The organism is Rossellomorea sp. LJF3, assembly GCF_037046045.1.
GTDB lineage: Bacteria > Bacillota > Bacilli > Bacillales > Bacillaceae_B > Rossellomorea.
In genome coordinates, this window is the sequence record NZ_JBANLY010000002.1 from 255235 (window position 1) to 273104 (window position 17870).

22 protein-coding genes and 1 pseudogene are annotated in these 17870 nt (G+C 45.2%); 6 read left to right on the top strand and 17 right to left on the bottom strand.

What is annotated here, in order from left to right; translation table 11 throughout:
• Window positions 1–36: 36 nt before the first annotated feature.
• On the bottom strand, window positions 37–573 hold the full coding sequence (locus V8G47_RS03725; protein WP_336198934.1) for a GNAT family N-acetyltransferase: 537 nt from the start codon (window positions 571–573) through the stop codon (window positions 37–39).
• A 336-nt stretch (window positions 574–909) separates the two neighbouring features.
• Here V8G47_RS03725 and V8G47_RS03730 point away from each other — a divergent pair, with 336 nt between their 5' ends.
• From V8G47_RS03730 to V8G47_RS03740, 3 genes are all read left to right on the top strand, one after another.
• Window positions 910–1860: an L-lactate dehydrogenase gene (locus tag V8G47_RS03730; protein WP_336198935.1), complete on the top strand. Its 951-nt coding sequence runs from the start codon at window positions 910–912 to the stop codon at window positions 1858–1860.
• 88 nt (window positions 1861–1948) lie between these two features.
• Window positions 1949–2419, top strand: coding sequence for a hypothetical protein (locus tag V8G47_RS03735; RefSeq protein ID WP_336198936.1), 471 nt, complete (start codon window positions 1949–1951; stop codon window positions 2417–2419).
• Window positions 2410–3081 carry an SIMPL domain-containing protein gene (locus tag V8G47_RS03740; RefSeq protein WP_336198937.1) on the top strand — a complete coding sequence of 224 codons (672 nt, stop codon included), beginning with the start codon at window positions 2410–2412 and terminating at the stop codon, window positions 3079–3081. The genes V8G47_RS03735 and V8G47_RS03740 overlap by 10 nt, the downstream gene beginning before the upstream one ends.
• 274 nt (window positions 3082–3355) lie before the next feature.
• On the opposite strand, the gene V8G47_RS03745 is transcribed toward V8G47_RS03740, so the two are convergent.
• From V8G47_RS03745 to V8G47_RS03770, 6 genes are all read right to left on the bottom strand, one after another.
• Window positions 3356–3895 (bottom strand): NAD(P)H-dependent oxidoreductase, encoded by a 540-nt coding sequence (locus V8G47_RS03745; RefSeq protein ID WP_336198938.1) that lies wholly within the window; start codon window positions 3893–3895, stop codon window positions 3356–3358.
• A gap of 121 nt (window positions 3896–4016) precedes the next feature.
• Window positions 4017–4823: a pyrroline-5-carboxylate reductase gene (gene proC, locus V8G47_RS03750; RefSeq protein ID WP_336198939.1), complete on the bottom strand. Its 807-nt coding sequence runs from the start codon at window positions 4821–4823 to the stop codon at window positions 4017–4019.
• Between the two features lie 128 nt (window positions 4824–4951).
• The gene (locus V8G47_RS03755) at window positions 4952–5155 is read right to left on the bottom strand and encodes a hypothetical protein (RefSeq protein WP_336198940.1); all 204 of its coding nucleotides are present in this window, start codon (window positions 5153–5155) and stop codon (window positions 4952–4954) included.
• Window positions 5152–6174, bottom strand: coding sequence for a phosphotransferase enzyme family protein (locus tag V8G47_RS03760; protein ID WP_336198941.1), 1023 nt, complete (start codon window positions 6172–6174; stop codon window positions 5152–5154). The genes V8G47_RS03755 and V8G47_RS03760 overlap by 4 nt, the downstream gene beginning before the upstream one ends.
• A 24-nt stretch (window positions 6175–6198) precedes the next feature.
• Window positions 6199–6507, bottom strand: coding sequence for a YciI family protein (locus V8G47_RS03765; RefSeq protein ID WP_336198942.1), 309 nt, complete (start codon window positions 6505–6507; stop codon window positions 6199–6201).
• A gap of 109 nt (window positions 6508–6616) precedes the next feature.
• Window positions 6617–7603 carry a Gfo/Idh/MocA family protein gene (locus tag V8G47_RS03770; protein WP_336198943.1) on the bottom strand — a complete coding sequence of 329 codons (987 nt, stop codon included), beginning with the start codon at window positions 7601–7603 and terminating at the stop codon, window positions 6617–6619.
• 56 nt (window positions 7604–7659) lie between these two features.
• Here V8G47_RS03770 and rpiA point away from each other — a divergent pair, with 56 nt between their 5' ends.
• Complete coding sequence (rpiA, locus tag V8G47_RS03775) at window positions 7660–8373, top strand: ribose-5-phosphate isomerase RpiA (RefSeq protein WP_442970791.1); 714 nt, start codon at window positions 7660–7662, stop codon at window positions 8371–8373.
• 24 nt (window positions 8374–8397) lie between these two features.
• On the opposite strand, the gene V8G47_RS03780 is transcribed toward rpiA, so the two are convergent.
• The 10 genes and pseudogenes from V8G47_RS03780 to queG form a co-directional block, all read right to left on the bottom strand.
• Complete coding sequence (locus V8G47_RS03780) at window positions 8398–8889, bottom strand: STAS domain-containing protein (RefSeq protein ID WP_336198945.1); 492 nt, start codon at window positions 8887–8889, stop codon at window positions 8398–8400.
• A gap of 140 nt (window positions 8890–9029) precedes the next feature.
• Window positions 9030–10190 carry a sporulation protein YhbH gene (gene yhbH, locus V8G47_RS03785; RefSeq protein ID WP_411388018.1) on the bottom strand — a complete coding sequence of 387 codons (1161 nt, stop codon included), beginning with the start codon at window positions 10188–10190 and terminating at the stop codon, window positions 9030–9032.
• Window positions 10191–10453: 263 nt separating this feature from the next.
• Window positions 10454–10627: a hypothetical protein gene (locus tag V8G47_RS03790; RefSeq protein WP_106298488.1), complete on the bottom strand. Its 174-nt coding sequence runs from the start codon at window positions 10625–10627 to the stop codon at window positions 10454–10456.
• 76 nt (window positions 10628–10703) lie between these two features.
• Window positions 10704–10886 (bottom strand): hypothetical protein, encoded by a 183-nt coding sequence (locus tag V8G47_RS03795; RefSeq protein WP_336198946.1) that lies wholly within the window; start codon window positions 10884–10886, stop codon window positions 10704–10706.
• Between the two features lie 100 nt (window positions 10887–10986).
• Complete coding sequence (locus V8G47_RS03800) at window positions 10987–12882, bottom strand: PrkA family serine protein kinase (protein ID WP_336198947.1); 1896 nt, start codon at window positions 12880–12882, stop codon at window positions 10987–10989.
• 542 nt (window positions 12883–13424) lie between these two features.
• Window positions 13425–14174: an oxygen-insensitive NADPH nitroreductase gene (nfsA, locus tag V8G47_RS03805; RefSeq protein ID WP_336198948.1), complete on the bottom strand. Its 750-nt coding sequence runs from the start codon at window positions 14172–14174 to the stop codon at window positions 13425–13427.
• An 86-nt stretch (window positions 14175–14260) separates the two neighbouring features.
• A complete protein-coding gene (gene trmL / locus V8G47_RS03810; protein ID WP_079534738.1) occupies window positions 14261–14734 on the bottom strand; it encodes a tRNA (uridine(34)/cytosine(34)/5-carboxymethylaminomethyluridine(34)-2'-O)-methyltransferase TrmL in 474 nt (157 codons plus the stop codon).
• A gap of 16 nt (window positions 14735–14750) precedes the next feature.
• A pseudogene (locus tag V8G47_RS20820) lies at window positions 14751–14795 on the bottom strand (hypothetical protein); the annotation flags it as partial.
• 5 nt (window positions 14796–14800) lie between these two features.
• Window positions 14801–15673 carry an amidase domain-containing protein gene (locus V8G47_RS03815; protein WP_442970793.1) on the bottom strand — a complete coding sequence of 291 codons (873 nt, stop codon included), beginning with the start codon at window positions 15671–15673 and terminating at the stop codon, window positions 14801–14803.
• 85 nt (window positions 15674–15758) lie between these two features.
• Window positions 15759–16898 carry a tRNA epoxyqueuosine(34) reductase QueG gene (gene queG / locus V8G47_RS03820; protein ID WP_336198950.1) on the bottom strand — a complete coding sequence of 380 codons (1140 nt, stop codon included), beginning with the start codon at window positions 16896–16898 and terminating at the stop codon, window positions 15759–15761.
• A gap of 99 nt (window positions 16899–16997) precedes the next feature.
• On the opposite strand from queG, the gene V8G47_RS03825 reads away from it, so the two are divergent.
• A complete protein-coding gene (locus V8G47_RS03825) occupies window positions 16998–17669 on the top strand; it encodes a B3/B4 domain-containing protein (protein WP_336198951.1) in 672 nt (223 codons plus the stop codon).
• Window positions 17650–17853, top strand: coding sequence for a hypothetical protein (locus tag V8G47_RS03830; protein WP_336198952.1), 204 nt, complete (start codon window positions 17650–17652; stop codon window positions 17851–17853). The genes V8G47_RS03825 and V8G47_RS03830 overlap by 20 nt, the downstream gene beginning before the upstream one ends.
• Window positions 17854–17870: the final 17 nt, after the last annotated feature.

The following is a 17870-nucleotide window of genomic DNA, read 5'->3' on the forward strand; positions in this document are numbered from 1 at the left end:
GGGTACTCTCTAAAAAGGCACGGCTGTAACTTCCATTTACTCGGGTATGAACTCCATCAACCAGGAATCATGGTACACCCCTTCGTGAAGCTCATGCTCCCGCAGTATCCGAGCTTTACTGTATCCACATTTCTCGTAACAGCGGATCGCTCTCGTGTTCCATGTCATCGGATCCATCACGAGGCGGTGGACTCCCTCCTTCTGAAGCAAGTACTCCACCACTGCACGAATGAGCTGTGTTCCGACTCCCTTATTCCAATAATCCGCCTCTCCGATGAATTGATCCGTACCATAAATCACTTCATCCAGATTCGTATAGCCGTAGCGTATCATCGTCTCATGATCGAGCTTATAATATTGAAGATAACCGATTTCAACCCCTTCATACTCAACAAGACAACTCATGACACCCCTATCGGAGAAGAATTTCTCCTCCACCATCTCGGTGGTGAAAGGGCGATCCCTGCCTTCATAAAATTCCAGGACCACGGGATCCGTCAACCACCTTGAGAGCGTGTACTTATCCCCAGCCACTAACGGGCGGACACTCAACTCCCCACTCACGACATTCATACACACAACACCTCCATAAACGAACCTCTTCCTATATACATTCATCAAAGCCAATAAAAAACCCTTCTTTTAGAGGGACGGACCTTGATTCCTAGGACCAGGTCCTAGGAATCAAGGTCCGTCCCCCTATAATAACTTTGACATATTTGTGAATCATTTCACAAATAATGTATGATAGGATGTATTTATCAATAGAATATCAATGTGAAACGTGTTATGCTCTATTTGTGAATTACTTCACAATGTTAGCAGGTGCAATCTATTCATCCCCTCGAACCATCGAGTATGCATGTTACCAATCGCTAGAACAAAATATGAAAGAATAGGTGATGACGTATGACAGTCAAATGCACAAACAAAGTAGCATTAATCGGTACAGGATTTGTCGGTTCCAGTTATGCCTTCGCTCTTCTCAATCAAGGAATTGCCCATGAGCTTGTGATGATCGACCTGAATAAGGAGAAAGCCGACGGAGATGCACGGGATTTAAATCACGGTCTTGCTTTTGCTTCCCCGATGAAGATTTCAGCCGGGGATTATCGTGATTGTAAAGACGCTGATTTAGTCGTCATCACCGCGGGAGCCAATCAGGCGCCTGGTGAAACCAGATTGGACCTTGTAGAGAAAAATGTGAAGATCTTCAAGAGCATCGTAGACTCCGTCATGGAAAGTGGTTTCAACGGAATCTTCCTTGTCGCGACCAACCCTGTCGACATCTTAACCTATGCCACGTGGAAATTCTCCGGCCTGCCGAAAGAGAGAGTCATCGGCTCAGGGACGATACTTGATACAGCCAGGCTCCGCTACCTGGTCGGTCAGCACTTCGATATTGATACACGGAATATCCACGCCTATATCATGGGGGAACATGGTGACACTGAGTTCCCGGTTTGGAGCCATACGACGGTTGGTGCAAGTCAGTTGAATGAACTGATTGATATGGAGATGGAGAACGTCCAGAAAGATCTCGACGACATTTTTGTCAATGTAAGGGACGCAGCCTATCACATCATCGAACGAAAAGGGGCAACGTACTACGGAATCGCCATGGGACTTGCCCGGATTACCAAAGCCATCTTCAATAATGAAAACAGCATCCTGACCGTTTCCGCCCTCCTGGAAGGAGAATATCAGGAAGAGGACATGTATATCGGTGTACCGGCCATCATCAACCGGGATGGAATCCGAAAAGTTGTCGAACTTCCCTTGAATGAAAAAGAAAAGGCCCAGTTCTCACATTCTGCACAAACGTTGAAAAACGTCATGAAAAAAGCGCTGGAATCTTGATCGGGGACCTTATCACAGCAGATTAGACACGCACGCCCACTTCCCCTCCTCATAAGATAAAGAGAATTCTTTATAAGGAGGTTCTTCTATGTACAATCACAGACAATTATTCCCTGGTTTTCCCGGGGGAGGACAGGGTTCCGGTGGTGGCTTCCCTGGTATTCCTGGATTTCCAGGCGGCGGTGGGGGTTCAGGCAGCGGCGGTTTCCCAGGCATACCGGGTTTTCCCGGGGGAGGACAAGGAGCACCAAGCTCACCACCCCCTACAGGCGGGCAGGGCGGACAAAACCAACCACCACCCGGTCCACCACCGAACTTCCAACCGCAAAAAACGGCACTTCAAGGAACGCAGGGCGGACCGAGCACTTTCGCAGTCGATCCGGGTGCCATCAGAAGATGCTTATTCCGTTACACGTATATATGGTTAAGAAGAGATGCTTTCTGGTTCTACCCGGTGTTTATCGGGCGCCGTTCCATTGCCGGATGGAGATGGATCGGATTCACGTGGGTGTACTTCGGCATCGATTTGGATAAAATTGAATCCTTTACGTGCGTGTAGGTGCCGCCATGCACTCCTATCCGTACTATCGAACCAATCAATCGAATGGCATCATAACCGTGAGCGGGGAACATACTTTGTATGTCGATCCGGATCAAGCCCTCTTATCGATAGGGATTGTTACGAATGATAAAGAGCTGGAAGTTGCCCAAAACGAGAACAAGCAACTTTCCAATCGGGTCGTTCAATCCGTTTTAAATAACGGGGTTCGCCGACAGGATATCCAAACGTCCACCTATCAAGTACTTCCACAGTATCAATTCGAGGATGGAAAACAAACGTTCACCGGTTATGAAGTGCGACAAGTATTCAGGGTCACTGTTAAGTCGATCGAAAAAGTCGGGAAGATCATTGATGATGCTCTAAAGAGCGGGGCCAATCGTGTGGAAAACATTCAATTCATTCAGTCTAACCCCATGGAATCCTACCAGCAGGCTCTCGCCCTGGCCTATCAAGAGGCATACCAAAAGGCACTCACATTATCCGGCCAATCAAATCAACAGCTTAATCCGCAGCCCAAATCCATTACGGAACAATCCCGGCCCTCAGCCGTTCCCTTCATGAACACCGCCTATTTAAAGGCAGCCGACGAAAGTACGGCCGTGGAGCCGGGTCAAATCGCCGTCACAGCCATCATCACAGTAGAATTCAGGACCCATTAAAAAAACTGCCAAAGTAGATGACTACTGAGGCAGTTTTTTTCTGGAGGGACGGACCTATCGGTGAAAGAAGGCTTAATTTCAACAACTGACCCCCGCTTTCCCCTATACAAAATAGACGGGTAGGAAAGAATTGCGTCGTTTTGGCTGGTCATTGCGTCGTTTTTTTCATTATTGCGTCATTATTAAATTTATTGCGTCATTTCTCATGGTGATTGCGTAAATATCCAATTAATTCCACAACAGCCACTCATCACTCTGACAAAAAAAAAACCTCCTACCGACCTCTCTTCAAATCCGCATCCCTCACATAGGCAGCCACTTTTTCTGCAGAAACGGAGACTTCATCATCACTCAACATCCTGACTCCCTGCTCGGCATACGCCGGCAGGAAGGTCATCCCCGTGAGGTTAGCCATCGCCTGTAATGGTTTCAGCAATTCACTCATGGAATAATGATTATAGCCTCCTGATCGGTAAGCATCAGCAGGTCCGCCTGTTGAAGTGACAACCAGGAATTCCTTTCCACAGAGCTTCGTTCCTTCCGAACCGTATGCCCAACCGTATTGAAGCACTTGATCCTGCCATTCTTTTAAAATGGCGGGGGTACTGTACCAGTAGAATGGAAATTGAAAAACGATGCGATCGTGGGCCAGCAGAAGGTGTTGTTCTCTTTCTACATCGATTTTCATGTCAGGGTATTCATTATATAAATGATGGACCGTGACATTTTCTTCCTTCTCCAATCGGTCTGCCCACGCTTTGTTCATTCTAGATTGTTGAATGGTTGGATGCCCAACCAATACTAATGTTTTCAAATTCTCTCACTCCTTATTTGTATGTACAAATAATAACATATGTTCATTTGTACATACAAATATTATCTTAAAAATTTTTATTTTTTATTTACCTTATTAAATTTGCAGCGAACTCAATCAGCTATTCACCAAGCGATTTCGATTTGCGCCCGCAGGCTTCCATTGCCGATAATACAGCCCCCTTGAACTGGTGTTTCTCTAATGCCGCCACTGCTTCAATCGTTGCGCCTCCGGGTGAACAGACGGCATCTTTCAGCTCTCCTGGATGAGTGCCGGTTTCGAGGACCATTTTTGCAGCCCCAAGCACAGCCTGTGATGCCAGCTGATAGGCAAGACTCCTCGGGATTCCCTGGAGGACGGCTCCATCGGCGAGTGCTTCGATGAACATAAACACGTAGGCAGGAGAGGAGCCGCTCACAGCCGGTATCGCATCCATCAAGCTTTCCTCGATTTTTTCCGCCTTACCGAAGCTTTCAAGGATTGCCTGGACATGTTCCAAATCGCTTTCTGTTATTTCTTTATTCACACAGTATGCGGTCATTCCTTCCCCTACAAGACTCGGCGTATTCGGCATCGTCCGTACAATTTTGGCAGAAGGCGAAATCTGCTCTTCCATCCATTGGATCGTGATTCCAGCCGCAATCGTAATGATGATGCTGTCTTTTTTCAAGGAACCTTTGATGGATTCGATCAGTTCCTTGTATTGATCCGGTTTCACCGCAAGGAACACAATATCTGAAAAGGCTGCTACATCCTGATTGTCATCCGTCGCCTTCACTCCAAATTTTTCTCTGACCATATCCAGGGTTTCCTGAGTCCTGGCACTCGCACGAACCGATTGTCTGTCCACCAGCCCGGACTTCAATATCCCTCCCATGATGGCCTGCGCCATATTTCCGCATCCTATAAATCCAATGGTTTTATCCATTTCTTTCACCTCTCGATTTTATGTAAACAGTCTTTAGCATCATACCAAACTTTCACTTCTATTAACATGTTTCACCTCTTCACTTTAAAAAAAGGCCCCGGGAGACCACTCCTCCCAGAGCCTTTCCATCATTCCACCAGCTTCCCGCAATGGGGGCACAGGGATTTAGTATAATCCTTTGGAATCTTTTTATGACAATGACTGCATGTTTTCACATACACCGGCTGCTCGAACAAGTCTTCCGACATGCCGTATCCACTCTTGAAGGTCACCCTCATCACCCTGACTAATAACCCGATGATTCCCCCGGTAATCAGTAAAGCCCAGATCATCTTGAACGGACTTGACGAAGGATCTTCTCATAATCAAGTTCGACGATTGGTTCATCCTCTTGTAATCTCTCCCTGATTTGGGACAACAATGACCGCTCTCCATCAGATAGATTCTCAAGATCCCACTTTTTATGGAAGACTGTGTACAGAGTCAGATCCCTTAGAAGCAGGAAATGCGGGATGCGCTTGACACATTCGTCATCGATGTCACACTCCGTCAAATATCCTTGAAGAAATGCGATGAGGAATCTTTCTCCGAATCCACTGCGGGTTTCGAGGGTCTCATTCCGGAACTTCCACCATACCGAATAATATAACGGGATGGCCACGTCACTTACAAAAAAGAATTGTGTGCTGTCATCAAAGTCGAACACATGAATATCCCCATCGTGATAAAAGAAGTTGCCTGGGTGGATGTCCGAATGGATGAGTCCAAACGAATCCCGTGTCTCCTTAAATCCCCTGATCGTTTCTTTGTTTTGATGTCCTTTACTGATAATGTCCCTGTCTTCATCACTCGTCAAATATTTTTCGTAATCCAGCACATCATCTTGATCCCAGCGGTCACGCCCTGCTTCATCCTGCACATATCCCTTCGTTACTCTGTGCATATGACCGGTGAGTTTTCCCCATTTATAAAAAAGGTCATCATTAAATAAGGGGTCACCCATCTTCACAGGCTCTCCAGGGGCTTTATCAAATAAACACACAAAGAAATGAGTATCCCCCGTCTCCAGGATTTCAACCAGATTTCCTGCTTCTGAATCATTCACGAGGGAAACATTCACTCCATGTTTATGTAAATAATTAATCCATTTCAACTCCGCTTCCACTTCACCTTTGGAACGGTGTGAACTGTGGGTAAGACGCAGAATATAAGGGTTTCCTTCTCTATGAACCTCGTATACATAGTTTTCAAAGTCACCAAGTTTTTTTGCCCCTGCCGTGTCACAGCTGAAACGCAATGCCGCTTCCTTTAACAGATCCTCTGTAAATAGTTCTTCAATCCACTTTTCCATTCTGCCTTCACCTACTCTATAACTTTATTTGGTTCTTTCCGTAATAAGTGCCACCCGGTAAGGGAATAATTCCGCTGTCATGATCCCTTCCTTCACGGCGGGATCATCTTCCATCATAACCTTTGCCTGCTCCTCGTCATTTGCTTCAAATACAACGATTCCAAAGGCGTTTTCCTCTTCATTCAGCGTTCGACCTGCAAGGATTACGACCCCGGATTCTGTCATTTCCTTCAACCTGGTAAAGTGGCGTTTAACAATTCCTTCATCCTCGCCTGTCCAGCTTTCTTCTTTATGTAAGCGTGGAATCAGCTTCAAGACATAAATAAATTCCATTTTTCCCTCTCCCTTCCCCCTACTTATACGACTCAGGAGGGAGAGAACCCTTTTTCGGCGACAAAAAAAAGCTGTTAAGTCCAACTCAACAGCTTTTCGCGTCCATTCATCATCTATCCGCAGGAAATACCAATCCAATTTGTTTCCTCGCCTTATCCATCACCCTGGCGCTTAGGAGGGAATGATCATACGAATTGATCATAGATTCGAATCTTTTCCCGGATGTAATAATAGACACGAATTCTTGTATTTCATAATACATTGGAGGATGATCCTCTGGTTGAACATACGTACAGGTTTCTCCGCTGCGATAATAAAACGTCACGGTACTGAAATCCCCAATTTTATCGATGGTGACCGTTCCTTCCTCGCCTTGGATTTCAGTCGGGATATGAGTGTCCGAAATTTTGGAGAAGGTTGCTGCTATATCCATTTGTTCATACTTCATGATGACACTGCCTGATCCGTCGACACCTGAATCAAGCATGAACGCATCGGCCTTTATATCATTAGGTTCCCCAAACAGAACAACCATGGGATAAATGCAATATACGCCCAAGTCCATCAGGGCACCATTGGAAAATGTGGGATTGAATGCATTCAGCACTGTCCCATCTTTGTACGCGTCGTATCTGGAAGAATACTTGCAGCAGCTGACATTGACTTTCCGAATGGTCCCAATGGTGTGCAGCTTCTCTCTAAGCAGCTGGAAATTAGGCAGAAAAGTGGTCCGGACCGCTTCCATCAGTAAGGCATCGTTCTCCTTTGCGGAAGCAATCATCTCTTGAACTTCCCTTTCATTAGAAGCTAATGGCTTCTCACATAAGACGTGAATGCCTTTATTTAAAAAAGTGATGGCCTGACTGCAGTGAAAGGAATTGGGACTGGCTATGTAAACGGCATCGATATGATCTTTACTCGCCATCTCTTCTATATCCGTGAACCAGTCCGTGATCCCATGGGCTTCAGCGAATGCCCTTGCCCTCTCTTCAGTCCTTGAGTAAACAGCTTGTAATTGAAAGTCATCCACGCCTTCTGACGCTTGTATAAAACGGTCAGTGATCCAGTTGGTTCCAATGATTCCGAATCTAATCATATGATCTCTCCTTCTTTCATTCATATTTATTCTAGTATAGAATGCTAAGTAAAACGATGATTACGTTGGAAAGGGGCAATAGAGTGGACAGCCTGGAAAAGAAATTGGCCGGTGAAAAAGCGGCAGAATATATACAAGACGGAATGACGATCGGTCTGGGAACCGGTTCAACCGTTTATTGGACGATTCAGAAATTAGGGGAACTTGTCTCTCAAGGATTACAGATCAAGGCGATCCCCTCTTCAGTGGAAACAGAGCGCCTGGCAAAAAAAGCCGCTATTCCATTAACCACCTTCTCTGAAGTGAACATGTTGGACCTTTCGATTGATGGCGCCGATGAAGTGGATGCAATGTTCAACTTAATAAAAGGGGGAGGTGGAGCATTGGTGAGGGAGAAGTTTATTGATACGTTCACCCGCAAGTTCATCATTGTCGTGGACGAGTCCAAATTGGTCTCAAAGCTTGGCTCCTTCCCACTCCCTGTTGAGATCCTCCCCTTCGGATGGGAAGTGACATGCCAATCACTCGCTGAATTAGGATGCACGCCTGTTCTAAGAAGTAGAAATGATGAACGCTTTATATCCGATAACGGAAACTATATCGTGGATTGTCATTTCACAGGCATCGAGGACCCTGCCTCCCTACACTCCCAGTTAAAACAATTATTAGGTGTCGTGGAAACAGGTCTTTTCATTGACTTGACCGACCTGATGATTGTCGGAAAACCGGATGGCGTTGAGGTAGTCTCACCACATAAAAATCTGACATGATGGATCTCAGTACAAAAGCCAACCTTATTGGTTGGCTTTTTGGAATTCGAGGTCTTTTTCCCTCATCAAGTACTGAAGTGCTGTCCGGAATGTCAGGAAGGTCTTGATCCCTTGAAGCTCCCTCACTCCTGAATTGATCATGATTTGAGTGAGAGAAGGAGTGAATCCGACAAAAAGAGTTTCGATTCCCATTAACCCGATGGCCTTCCCCATGTTATCAATATACGTGCCGAAAATATCGATTTCACCGATTTCCTTCTCTGATATCGCTGAGAAATCGACAATGATGGTGTTAATGTCCTCTCCATAAGAGACGTCCAATATCTTTGTAATGATCTTCTCAAAGCGTTCAGGACTCAGCCTGCCCGTAATGGGGATCAGGATGGTTTCAGGGATGATGGATGGAATAATCGGGGCTGAAATCTCCATGATGAGCTGCTCTGATTGAACCAGCTGTTCTTTCAATTCTTTAATTTCCTGCTTTAGCTGCTTAATTTCTTGACTTTCACTTGTCATGACAACCCTCACCGCTTATAGAATGTTTTTAAAGTACCTTTCTCTATTCTAGCACTTTAGATACAGAATAAGCTAATGAATTCATATGTAACGAGATAAATAGATGACAATGAAAAACCAGCCTCGTCGGCTGGTTTTTCTCACGCGAATGCCTTTTCCTGCTCCTTGTGGAAGAAACTCTTCATGGCGTGGAATACATCGGCTTTTTGTTTAAGGATGTAGTAGCGGAAATCGTCGTTTTTAATATTTTTATAGGCTGACATTAATGTGGAGTGACGATTATACTGATTCACTTCCCCATATCCGAACATGCTGGACACTTTCATTAATTCTTCGACAAGCTTGACACAGCGTACATTATCACTCGTCAGGTTATCCCCGTCAGAGAAATGGAAAGGGTAAATATTGTAACGGCTTGGAGAATACTTTCCATCGATGAGTTCAAGGGCCTTTCGATAGGCTGATGAACAGATCGTGCCCCCGCTTTCCCCTTTCGAGAAGAAGTGCTCTTCCGACACCACTTTGGCTTCGGTATGATGAGCGATGAATTCGATTTCCACAGTTTCATATTTTGTGCGCAAGAATCGGGTCATCCAGAAGAAGAAGCTTCTTGCCATATACTTCTCCCATACTCCCATACTGCCGCTCGTATCCATCATCGCGAGTACAACGGCTTTGGATTCCGGCTTTAATACTTCGTTCCACGTCCTGAATTTCAGATCTTCTGTAAAGATGGGATGGAAGCTTGGTGCTCCTTTCATGGCATTTCGTTTGAAGGCAGACATCATCGTCTTCTTTTTATCTATATTTCCCATTAGGCCAGTTTTACGGATATCATTGAATTCAATATGCTCGACGGTTTGGACATCCTGCTCTTTCTTCTTCAGGTTCGGAAGCTCCAATTGGCTGAATAAGGCTTCTTCAATTTCAAGCATTGACACTTCTGCTTCATAATAATCTTCACCGGCTTTGTCCCCGGCCCCTTGACCTTTCCCTGGACCCTGCTGCTGTTGTGAGCCGTCTCTTGCAATGACGTCCCCTACCTGGCTCTCACCGTCTCCCTGCCCGACGTGTTTATTCTTATCATAGTTGTAACGGATTTTATATTCATCTAACGAACGAATCGGGATTTTGACGACGTCGCGGCCATTGGACATGACAATGTTTTCTTCTGTGATCAAGTCTGGTAAATTATTGCGGATGGCATCCTGTACTTTCTCTTGATGTCTCTGCTGATCATCGTGACCTTTGCGGTGGAGGGCCCAATCTTCCTTGGAAATGACAAACTGATGATTATCCATTTGACTCAAATTATTCCCCTCCTTAATTTTTTTCACATTTTTTCAATTTCCTGCATACACTATGTTGACTGTCTAAACTGCACGTATCCCATGAAGTGAAACGGGGATTACTCTATCCTATGCAGAAGTATTGATAAATTTACAAATAATTTCGACAATTAACCGTTCTTTTCTATTTGGACGAGCCTATTTTTCTGACAGGTTGTAATGCCTGTCCCGGATTGATCGGATTCCAAAAAAAATAATCAGGCAGTATCACCTGATTAAGCTTCCTCTTCATATTGAGCCGGGTCTGAAACTCGATTGTGCAACTTTAATTCGCCACTGGAACGTAATTTCTCCATTTGCTTCCCCAGTTTAATGACTTCCTCCATATTAGAAGCCATGCTACCATTGAGAGGTTCCGCTTCTTCCCGAGATTTAGGTGTAAACGACATCCTATCAACCCACCTTCATTTAATAATGGGTCCGGCTCTCTATCTATAGATTATTGTATTCAGAGTTTTCTGTCAACTACTCCTTGTCTTTCTCTTTATATTGAACAGGATCGGGCTGCTTATTATCCTCTTTCAATTCTTCATTCGTCCTGAGCTTATCCATCTGTTTCCCTAACTGCTCCATCTCTTCCATATCATGCGCCATAGAGCCGTTTTCCGGTTCATAATTTTTATCTAATTCGTGTTTGCTTTTACTCATATCTCTTCACCTCTTGGATACTACTTTTCCCTTTAGGTGAGAGATTTAAACAATCCAGAAAAAATCGGGAGATGCCGAGCACCTCCCGATTGCACTTCTATTAACGGTTTAACAGACTGCCTACATAACGCAGTAATTCGTTGGCGGATGTTGAGTTGTAACCATGTTCGTCGATGAGGCGGGCAACCACTTCGTTGACCTTCTTCAGCTGCTGTTCATCTGGCGTCTTGGATGATGTCGTGATTTTTACAACATCCTTCAAGTCCGCGAATAGCTTTTTCTGAATGGCTTCTCTCAGGCGATCATGTGAATTGTAGTCGAATCGCTTCCCTTTACGGGCATAAGCAGAGATACGGATCAGGATTTCTTCACGGAATGCCTTCTTCGCATTTTCAGAGATTCCGATCTGCTCCTCGATGGAACGCATCAGCTTTTCATCCGGATTGATTTCTTCACCCGTTAACGGGTCATGAAGCTTTGCTTTGTTGCAGTAGGCTTCAACATTATCAAGATAGTTATCCATAAGCGTTTTCGCAGACTCTTCATACGAGTACACAAAGGCTTTCTGCACTTCTTTCTTGGCGATATCATCATACTCTTTCCGGGCAAGGGAGATAAAGTTTAAATATTTTTCCCGAAGTTCATTGGTGATCGATGGATGCTGGTCCAGACCTTCCTTCAAAGCACGGAGAACATCCAACGCGTTAATGGTCGGTACTTCTTTTCGAATGATTGTAGAAGAGATACGGTTGATCACATAACGCGGATCGATACCGCTCATACCTTCATCCTGGTATTCCTTCTTCATTTCATCCACATCGGCAGAATTGAAGCCTTCTACATTTTCTCCATCGTATAGGCGCATCTTTTTGATCAAATCGATGTCACCTCGCTTCGGTTCCTTCAGTCGGGTGAGGATCGTGAACATGGCTGCGACCCTTAATGTATGAGGAGCCACGTGGACGTTCGAAACATCACTTTCATTGATCATTTTTTCATATATCTTCTCTTCCTGGGTGACCTTCAAATTATACGGGACCGGCATGACGATGATACGTGAATGCAGGGCTTCATTCTTTTTATTCGAAATGAAGGATCGGTACTCGGTTTCATTCGTGTGAGCCACAATCAGCTCGTCGGCAGAAATCAGGGCAAACCGGCCTGCTTTGAAGTTCCCTTCCTGGGTAAGAGATAATAAGTGCCATAAGAACTTTTCATCACATTTGAGCATTTCCTGAAATTCCATCAAACCACGGTTCGCTTTATTTAATTCCCCATCGAACCGGTACGCACGCGGATCGGATTCTGAACCGAATTCTGCAATCGTCGAGAAATCGATGCTTCCTGTTAAATCGGCGATATCCTGTGACTTTGGATCAGATGGACTGAAAGTACCAATCCCAACACGTTTATCTTCAGAGAAGAAGACTCTTTCCACTTGGACGTCTTCAATGCGGCCATGGTATTCTTTCTCCAAACGCATGGTATTCAATGGAGAGAGATTTCCTTCTATGCGGATTCCATACTCTTCATAAAAATCTTCACGTAAATGCTGAGGGATCAAATGCAGCGGGTCTTCATGCATCGGACAGCCTTTAATGGAGAACACTCCTCCTCTTTCAGTCCGTGAATACTGCTCGAGTCCCCGTTTTAGCATGGAAACGAGTGTCGATTTCCCTCCACTTACAGGACCCATCAATAATAAGATCCTCTTTCTCACGTCTAATCGTTTCGCAGCAGGATGAAAGTATTCTTCAACGAGTCTTTCCAGCGCCTCTTCTAAGCCAAATAATTGATTGCTGAAGAATTTATACTTTCGTTTCCCCTCGACCTCCTCGACTCCGGCATCTTTAATCATATTAAAGACTCTTGAATGAGCAGACTGCCCGATCCAAGGCTTCTCTTTCAGCAGGTCTAAATACTGAGCAAACGTCCCTTCCCATTTCAGTTTCTCTTCTTCTTCTCGATAATGTTCAATTCTTTTTAAAATATCCATAAGGACCTCCCCCTGTCGCTTAATGAGAGACGATTAATATACTCTATGCGCTTGTTCACCCGAACATGTTAATAAGATATTTTAATTCAAGGCAAACGGTCGATATCGCTTCATTCATTGGAATAGGGGCATAAATATGAAACGCTTTCTCTTTCGACCTTCAAACTTTCACAAAACAGCAAAAAAAATCCAACTTTCGTTCACATCAATTTAAAAATAGGCTATACTAAAGACAGACTGTGGAATAAGTAAACTGGGAGGTTGCATAAACATGGGTACTGTCATGATCGTAGGTGTATCTTTAGTGTTCTTAGTAGCGATTTTCACTGCTGGATATAACGATAAACCGGGCTCAAACTAAAGCGGAGGCGGCTCGTTCAGAGGCGACAAGCATAAGTTAAACCTGCCGGAAAGGCGCTCCTTGCCTTTTTGGCAGGTTTAACTTATGACCTCGAGCCTCTAGCCGCCGGAGCTGGATGAAACCAAATCGAAAAAAGAACTGACCACATGGCCAGTTCTTTTTCATTTCCCCGGATAACTGCTTATCTTTTATTAAAGCCTTTCTCCTCCACAAATTCCTTCATATACATCCGCTTCTTACCAGACAGCATCTTCGCCATTTGCGCGGTCCAGCGATCCGATCGTTTCCCTGCGGTCCGGGCATGATAATAGGATGAAATCGTTTCATCATAGCGGTCGAGCCCTTCCTTTATGGAGGTCTCATCCACATTGTATGAATCCTCATGGTAAACCGATTCCATCGGCAGCCTCGGCTTAACATCCGAATGATGTTCAGGGATACCGACAGCGAGTCCGAATAAAGGGATGACCCGCTCCGGCAGTCCCAGCAGTTCACTTACCGACTCCAGATCATTTCTGATCCCGCCGATATAGCAGATCCCAAGTTCCATTGATTCAGCAGCGATGGCTGCATTCTGTGCGGCCAGGGAAGCATCAATGAGGGCCACCATGAATTTTTCCGTGCTTTCCAAAGAAGGAATGACGTCTGCTCCTTCCCATTCACCGATTTTTTCATGGCGGTATAAATCAGCACAGAATACGAAGAAGTGACCATTTGCTTCGACATATGTTTGATTCCCCGCAAGCTCAGCAAGCTTCTTCTTTTTCACGGGATCCTTCACGCCAATGATCGAATACGCCTGTATATAACTTGATGTACTCGCAGCTTGTGCACTGGAGACAATCGTACGGATCTGTTCCCCGGTCAGTGCTTCATTTTTAAATTCACGGATGGACCGATGTTTCAGGATGGTTTCGATGGTTTCATTCATTATGTAGTCTCTCCCTTCTCATTATCCTCTTAGTATAAGCTAAATAAAAAAAGGAATGAAAATCATTTGATTTTCATTCCTGCTTTTTATAACAGACCCGGATAATTCCGCTGCCTTAATGCTTCGTAGATGAGTATCGCCGCTGTGTTGGAAAGGTTCAAGGAGCGGACGTTTTCATTCATAGGGATGCGGAGGGCCCGGTCCAGATTATTCTGGATGATGTCATCAGGAAGTCCGGATGTCTCCCTGCCGAAAATAAAAAAGTATTCTTTGTCTTCCACACTATAATCAAAGTTCGTGTGAGGGATTTTCCCGTACTTTGTTAAATAGAAAAATTCACCGCCGTCGTTTTTCTCGAAGAACTCTTCGAGGGAATCATAGTAGACAATGTTTACAAACTGCCAGTAATCAAGGCCGGCGCGCTTTAACATTTTATCGTCCGTCGAGAATCCAAGTGGCCGGATCAAGTGCAGGGTAGTGTCGGTCGCTGCACATGTTCTTGCAATATTCCCTGTGTTAGCAGGGATTTCTGGTTGATATAATACAACATGTACTCCCATGTCAATGTCACCTCATTCATAAAACTCTAAGTGACATTATACCATTTCTCCCCCATAGAACAAGACTTAACGGTCATCTACGATCGTAAAAAATCGATATTTGATATTAGGTGTATAGGCAGTGGAATCTTCGTATTTCCAATATCTCATCCGGCTGTTGAACGTATGGGCATTCACGAGGGGCTCTCCCGCGGCATCCTTCCCCGTGACAATGGTCGTATGATCAAAACGTCCATCCCCTTCAAAGTCGTAGCAGATCACATCCCCAAGCTTCAATTCTTTCGGATCATCCACAAGCCTCCCGCGAAGACCGATCGTCGAATTAGGGATATACCACCTCAAGGAATTCGCCACCGTCCAGCTGTAACTCCAGTTCTGATTCCGCATCCACCACCCCTTCCCCTTGGTGGGATATCCCCGCATCGGAGCATCCCCTGCATGAAGGCATTGCGAAATATAGTTCGTGCAATCATTCTCGAACTTCTTGAATGCCGGATTATAGCTGTTCCACCACCGCTCTGCATATTGAACGGCACTGAGACGGTCATACCGGTACGTCACTCTTTCTTCTTCTTCATGAGTCACGCTCTCCTCTTCATCCACGCCCTCTTCACGTTGAATCTGGATTTCTCCATCTTCATACATATTCTCATTGTAGAAGACCGCCCTTCGATTCTCCACTTCCTCTTCCAAATAGAGCAGGGCCCCCTGTTTGATGAGATATTTATAATGAACATCATATAAAATGGTTTGAGTCTCATTGCTTTCTTGTGTAATACGGAGGACCTTTCCGGTTGCATCCACCTTCACGATTTCTGCGTGGCGCTCCTGACAGGATGCTTTTTTCCTTCTCACTTTGTCACTCTCGTAATCTGATTGACTGCGAGAAGTATATTCTTCGATTACATGATGGACTTTTTCCATTAACAGCTTTCGAATCATCGTCTTCCCTCCTCACTAATTGATATGCTCCACTCAAACCGTTCAAAACAAAAAAGGATAAACTCGGGGAGAAATGATGAGTTTATCCTTTGTGGCGTATTAAGTTAAGACCTTTTTGTATTTCATCCATGACTTCTTCATCGGTTTCAACCGCTTGCTGCAGGAGGAGAGCTTTTTCCGCTGTTTCTCCTCCGATTTTCCCCAGGGCCCATGCGGAGGTTCCCCGCATGACAGGCCTCACATCTTTTTCCATCACATGGATAAGGTCATCTACGGCCGTATCATCTTTAAAGTGAGCGAGGGCAATGATCGCATTTCGCTGAATGGGCTTCTTCCCCCTCCAAGAACCCGATACATGACCGTATTTCTCCTTGAACTCACGGTTACTGATGGTTAATAGCGGCTTTAAGAGCGGCTTAGCGATTTCAGGATCCGGCTCCATCTCTTCATGAAAATGGAAGTCCTTCCCCTTATTTTCCGGACAAACGGTTTGACAGGTGTCACAACCGTACAGGCGATTTCCGAGCTTCACACGGTACTCATCCGCAAGAAACCCCTTTGTTTGGGTTAAAAACGCAATACATTTCTGGGAATCCAGCTGCCCGCCTTCAATGAGGGCCCCCGTCGGACATACGTCCACACATTTATTACATGTCCCGCATTGGTCCTCCATGGGTGTATCAGGTGCAAAAGGAAGATTCGTCACCATTTCCCCTAAATAGACATATGATCCGAATTCGGGTGTGATGATGGAACAATTTTTCCCGCTCCAGCCGATCCCTGCACGCTCCGCCACGGCCCGGTCCACGAGTTCCCCTGTATCCACCATGGATTTGAAGCGCGCCTGTGGGACTCTGGAGACAATATATTCTTCAAGCTTTGACAGACGATCCCTGAGCACATGGTGATAATCCGTCCCCCATGATGCCCTGCAGAAAATCCCCCGTCTCTCCCCACGCTTGCTTTGGGGGGCATTTTTCATCTTGGAAGGATAGGCAAGGGCAATCGCGATGATCGATTTCGGTTGATCAAATATCAAGGAAGGATCGACCCGCTTCTCAATAACCTTCTCCTCAAACCCGGATTGATACCCGAGCATCTCCTGGCGAAGGAGCCTGTTCTTCATTTCAGAGAACGTATCGGCCGTGGTAAACCCGATCTTATCTATTCCAATCTCCTTACTGTACGCAATGATATCCTGTTTTAATTGATTTATATCCATTGCCCCTGCCTCCTTTCTGAATTTATTTAAATAAGCATTCGTGAAATAGCAATGTGTATTATGATAAACTATTTTAAAACAAATGTGGAGGGAAAATAAGTGGAAATCACAATTGATTCATCCATTACGAGTAAAATCCCCGATTTCAAAGTCGGATTCATTCAATACCATCATATCGAAGTCGGCTCTTCTCCTCAAATGCTGAAAGGCAGACTTCAGCTGTTTCAGGAATCGATCTTCTTTGACCTTCATGATAAGAGCGTCACCGAACTGGAAGGGATTGCCGCATGGAGGGAAATCTTCAAGAGTACAGGAAAAGATCCGAACCGGTACCGTCATTCAGCCGAGGCCCTTTTCCGCCGTGTCAAAAAACAAAACTATCTGACTACCATTAATTCTGCCATCGATCTCAATAACTTCTTCTCCCTTCAATACGAAGTGCCAATCGGTATCTACGACTGTGCGGGGCTCAAGGGGAATCACCTCGAGTTAAAAGTGGGGGAAACAGGACAAACCTACACAGGGCTCAACGGCCGGGAAAACTCCCTGGAAAACCTCATCGTCGCCTGTGACGGGGACGGACCTTTCGGAAGTCCATTCGTCGACTCTGATCGTGCACCCGTCGGGGAAGACACGAAAAATGCCGTACAGATCATATTTTTGAAGCCATCCCTTTCTAAAGAAGAAAGCGGGAAACTGACGAAATCATTGATGGATATGTTCATCGGGATTCACGGTGGGGAAGGATTGTTTGAAGTGGTTGGTGGATAGTGGATTCTCCTGGATTCCTGGGAATCACTCCAACCTAATGTGGACAGTGGCCGGGGTCAATCCGGCCGAGATTCACAATAATCCGGCCGTTTTTGCTGTAAAACCAGCCGAAATCGCGATGAATCCGGCCATTTTTTGTGAAAATCCAGCCGTTTCAGCAAATAATCCAGCCGATTTACAATAAATGTTAACCCGAGGCAC

Excerpts from the sequence above, each read along its gene's own strand:
- V8G47_RS03725 (WP_336198934.1), bottom strand. The coding sequence starts at position 573 with ATGAATGTCGTGAGTGGGGAGTTGAGTGTCCGCCCGTTAGTGGCTGGG.
- V8G47_RS03730 (WP_336198935.1), top strand. The coding sequence starts at position 910 with ATGACAGTCAAATGCACAAACAAAGTAGCATTAATCGGTACAGGATTT.
- V8G47_RS03735 (WP_336198936.1), top strand. The coding sequence starts at position 1,949 with ATGTACAATCACAGACAATTATTCCCTGGTTTTCCCGGGGGAGGACAG.
- proC (WP_336198939.1), bottom strand. The coding sequence starts at position 4,823 with ATGGATAAAACCATTGGATTTATAGGATGCGGAAATATGGCGCAGGCC.
- V8G47_RS03755 (WP_336198940.1), bottom strand. The coding sequence starts at position 5,155 with ATGATCTGGGCTTTACTGATTACCGGGGGAATCATCGGGTTATTAGTC.
- V8G47_RS03760 (WP_336198941.1), bottom strand. The coding sequence starts at position 6,174 with ATGGAAAAGTGGATTGAAGAACTATTTACAGAGGATCTGTTAAAGGAA.
- V8G47_RS03765 (WP_336198942.1), bottom strand. The coding sequence starts at position 6,507 with ATGGAATTTATTTATGTCTTGAAGCTGATTCCACGCTTACATAAAGAA.
- V8G47_RS03770 (WP_336198943.1), bottom strand. The coding sequence starts at position 7,603 with ATGATTAGATTCGGAATCATTGGAACCAACTGGATCACTGACCGTTTT.
- rpiA (WP_442970791.1), top strand. The coding sequence starts at position 7,660 with ATGATTACGTTGGAAAGGGGCAATAGAGTGGACAGCCTGGAAAAGAAA.
- V8G47_RS03780 (WP_336198945.1), bottom strand. The coding sequence starts at position 8,889 with ATGACAAGTGAAAGTCAAGAAATTAAGCAGCTAAAGCAGGAAATTAAA.
- yhbH (WP_411388018.1), bottom strand. The coding sequence starts at position 10,190 with ATGGATAATCATCAGTTTGTCATTTCCAAGGAAGATTGGGCCCTCCAC.
- V8G47_RS03790 (WP_106298488.1), bottom strand. The coding sequence starts at position 10,627 with ATGTCGTTTACACCTAAATCTCGGGAAGAAGCGGAACCTCTCAATGGT.
- V8G47_RS03795 (WP_336198946.1), bottom strand. The coding sequence starts at position 10,886 with ATGAGTAAAAGCAAACACGAATTAGATAAAAATTATGAACCGGAAAAC.
- V8G47_RS03800 (WP_336198947.1), bottom strand. The coding sequence starts at position 12,882 with ATGGATATTTTAAAAAGAATTGAACATTATCGAGAAGAAGAAGAGAAA.
- nfsA (WP_336198948.1), bottom strand. The coding sequence starts at position 14,174 with ATGAATGAAACCATCGAAACCATCCTGAAACATCGGTCCATCCGTGAA.
- trmL (WP_079534738.1), bottom strand. The coding sequence starts at position 14,734 with ATGGGAGTACATGTTGTATTATATCAACCAGAAATCCCTGCTAACACA.
- queG (WP_336198950.1), bottom strand. The coding sequence starts at position 16,898 with ATGGATATAAATCAATTAAAACAGGATATCATTGCGTACAGTAAGGAG.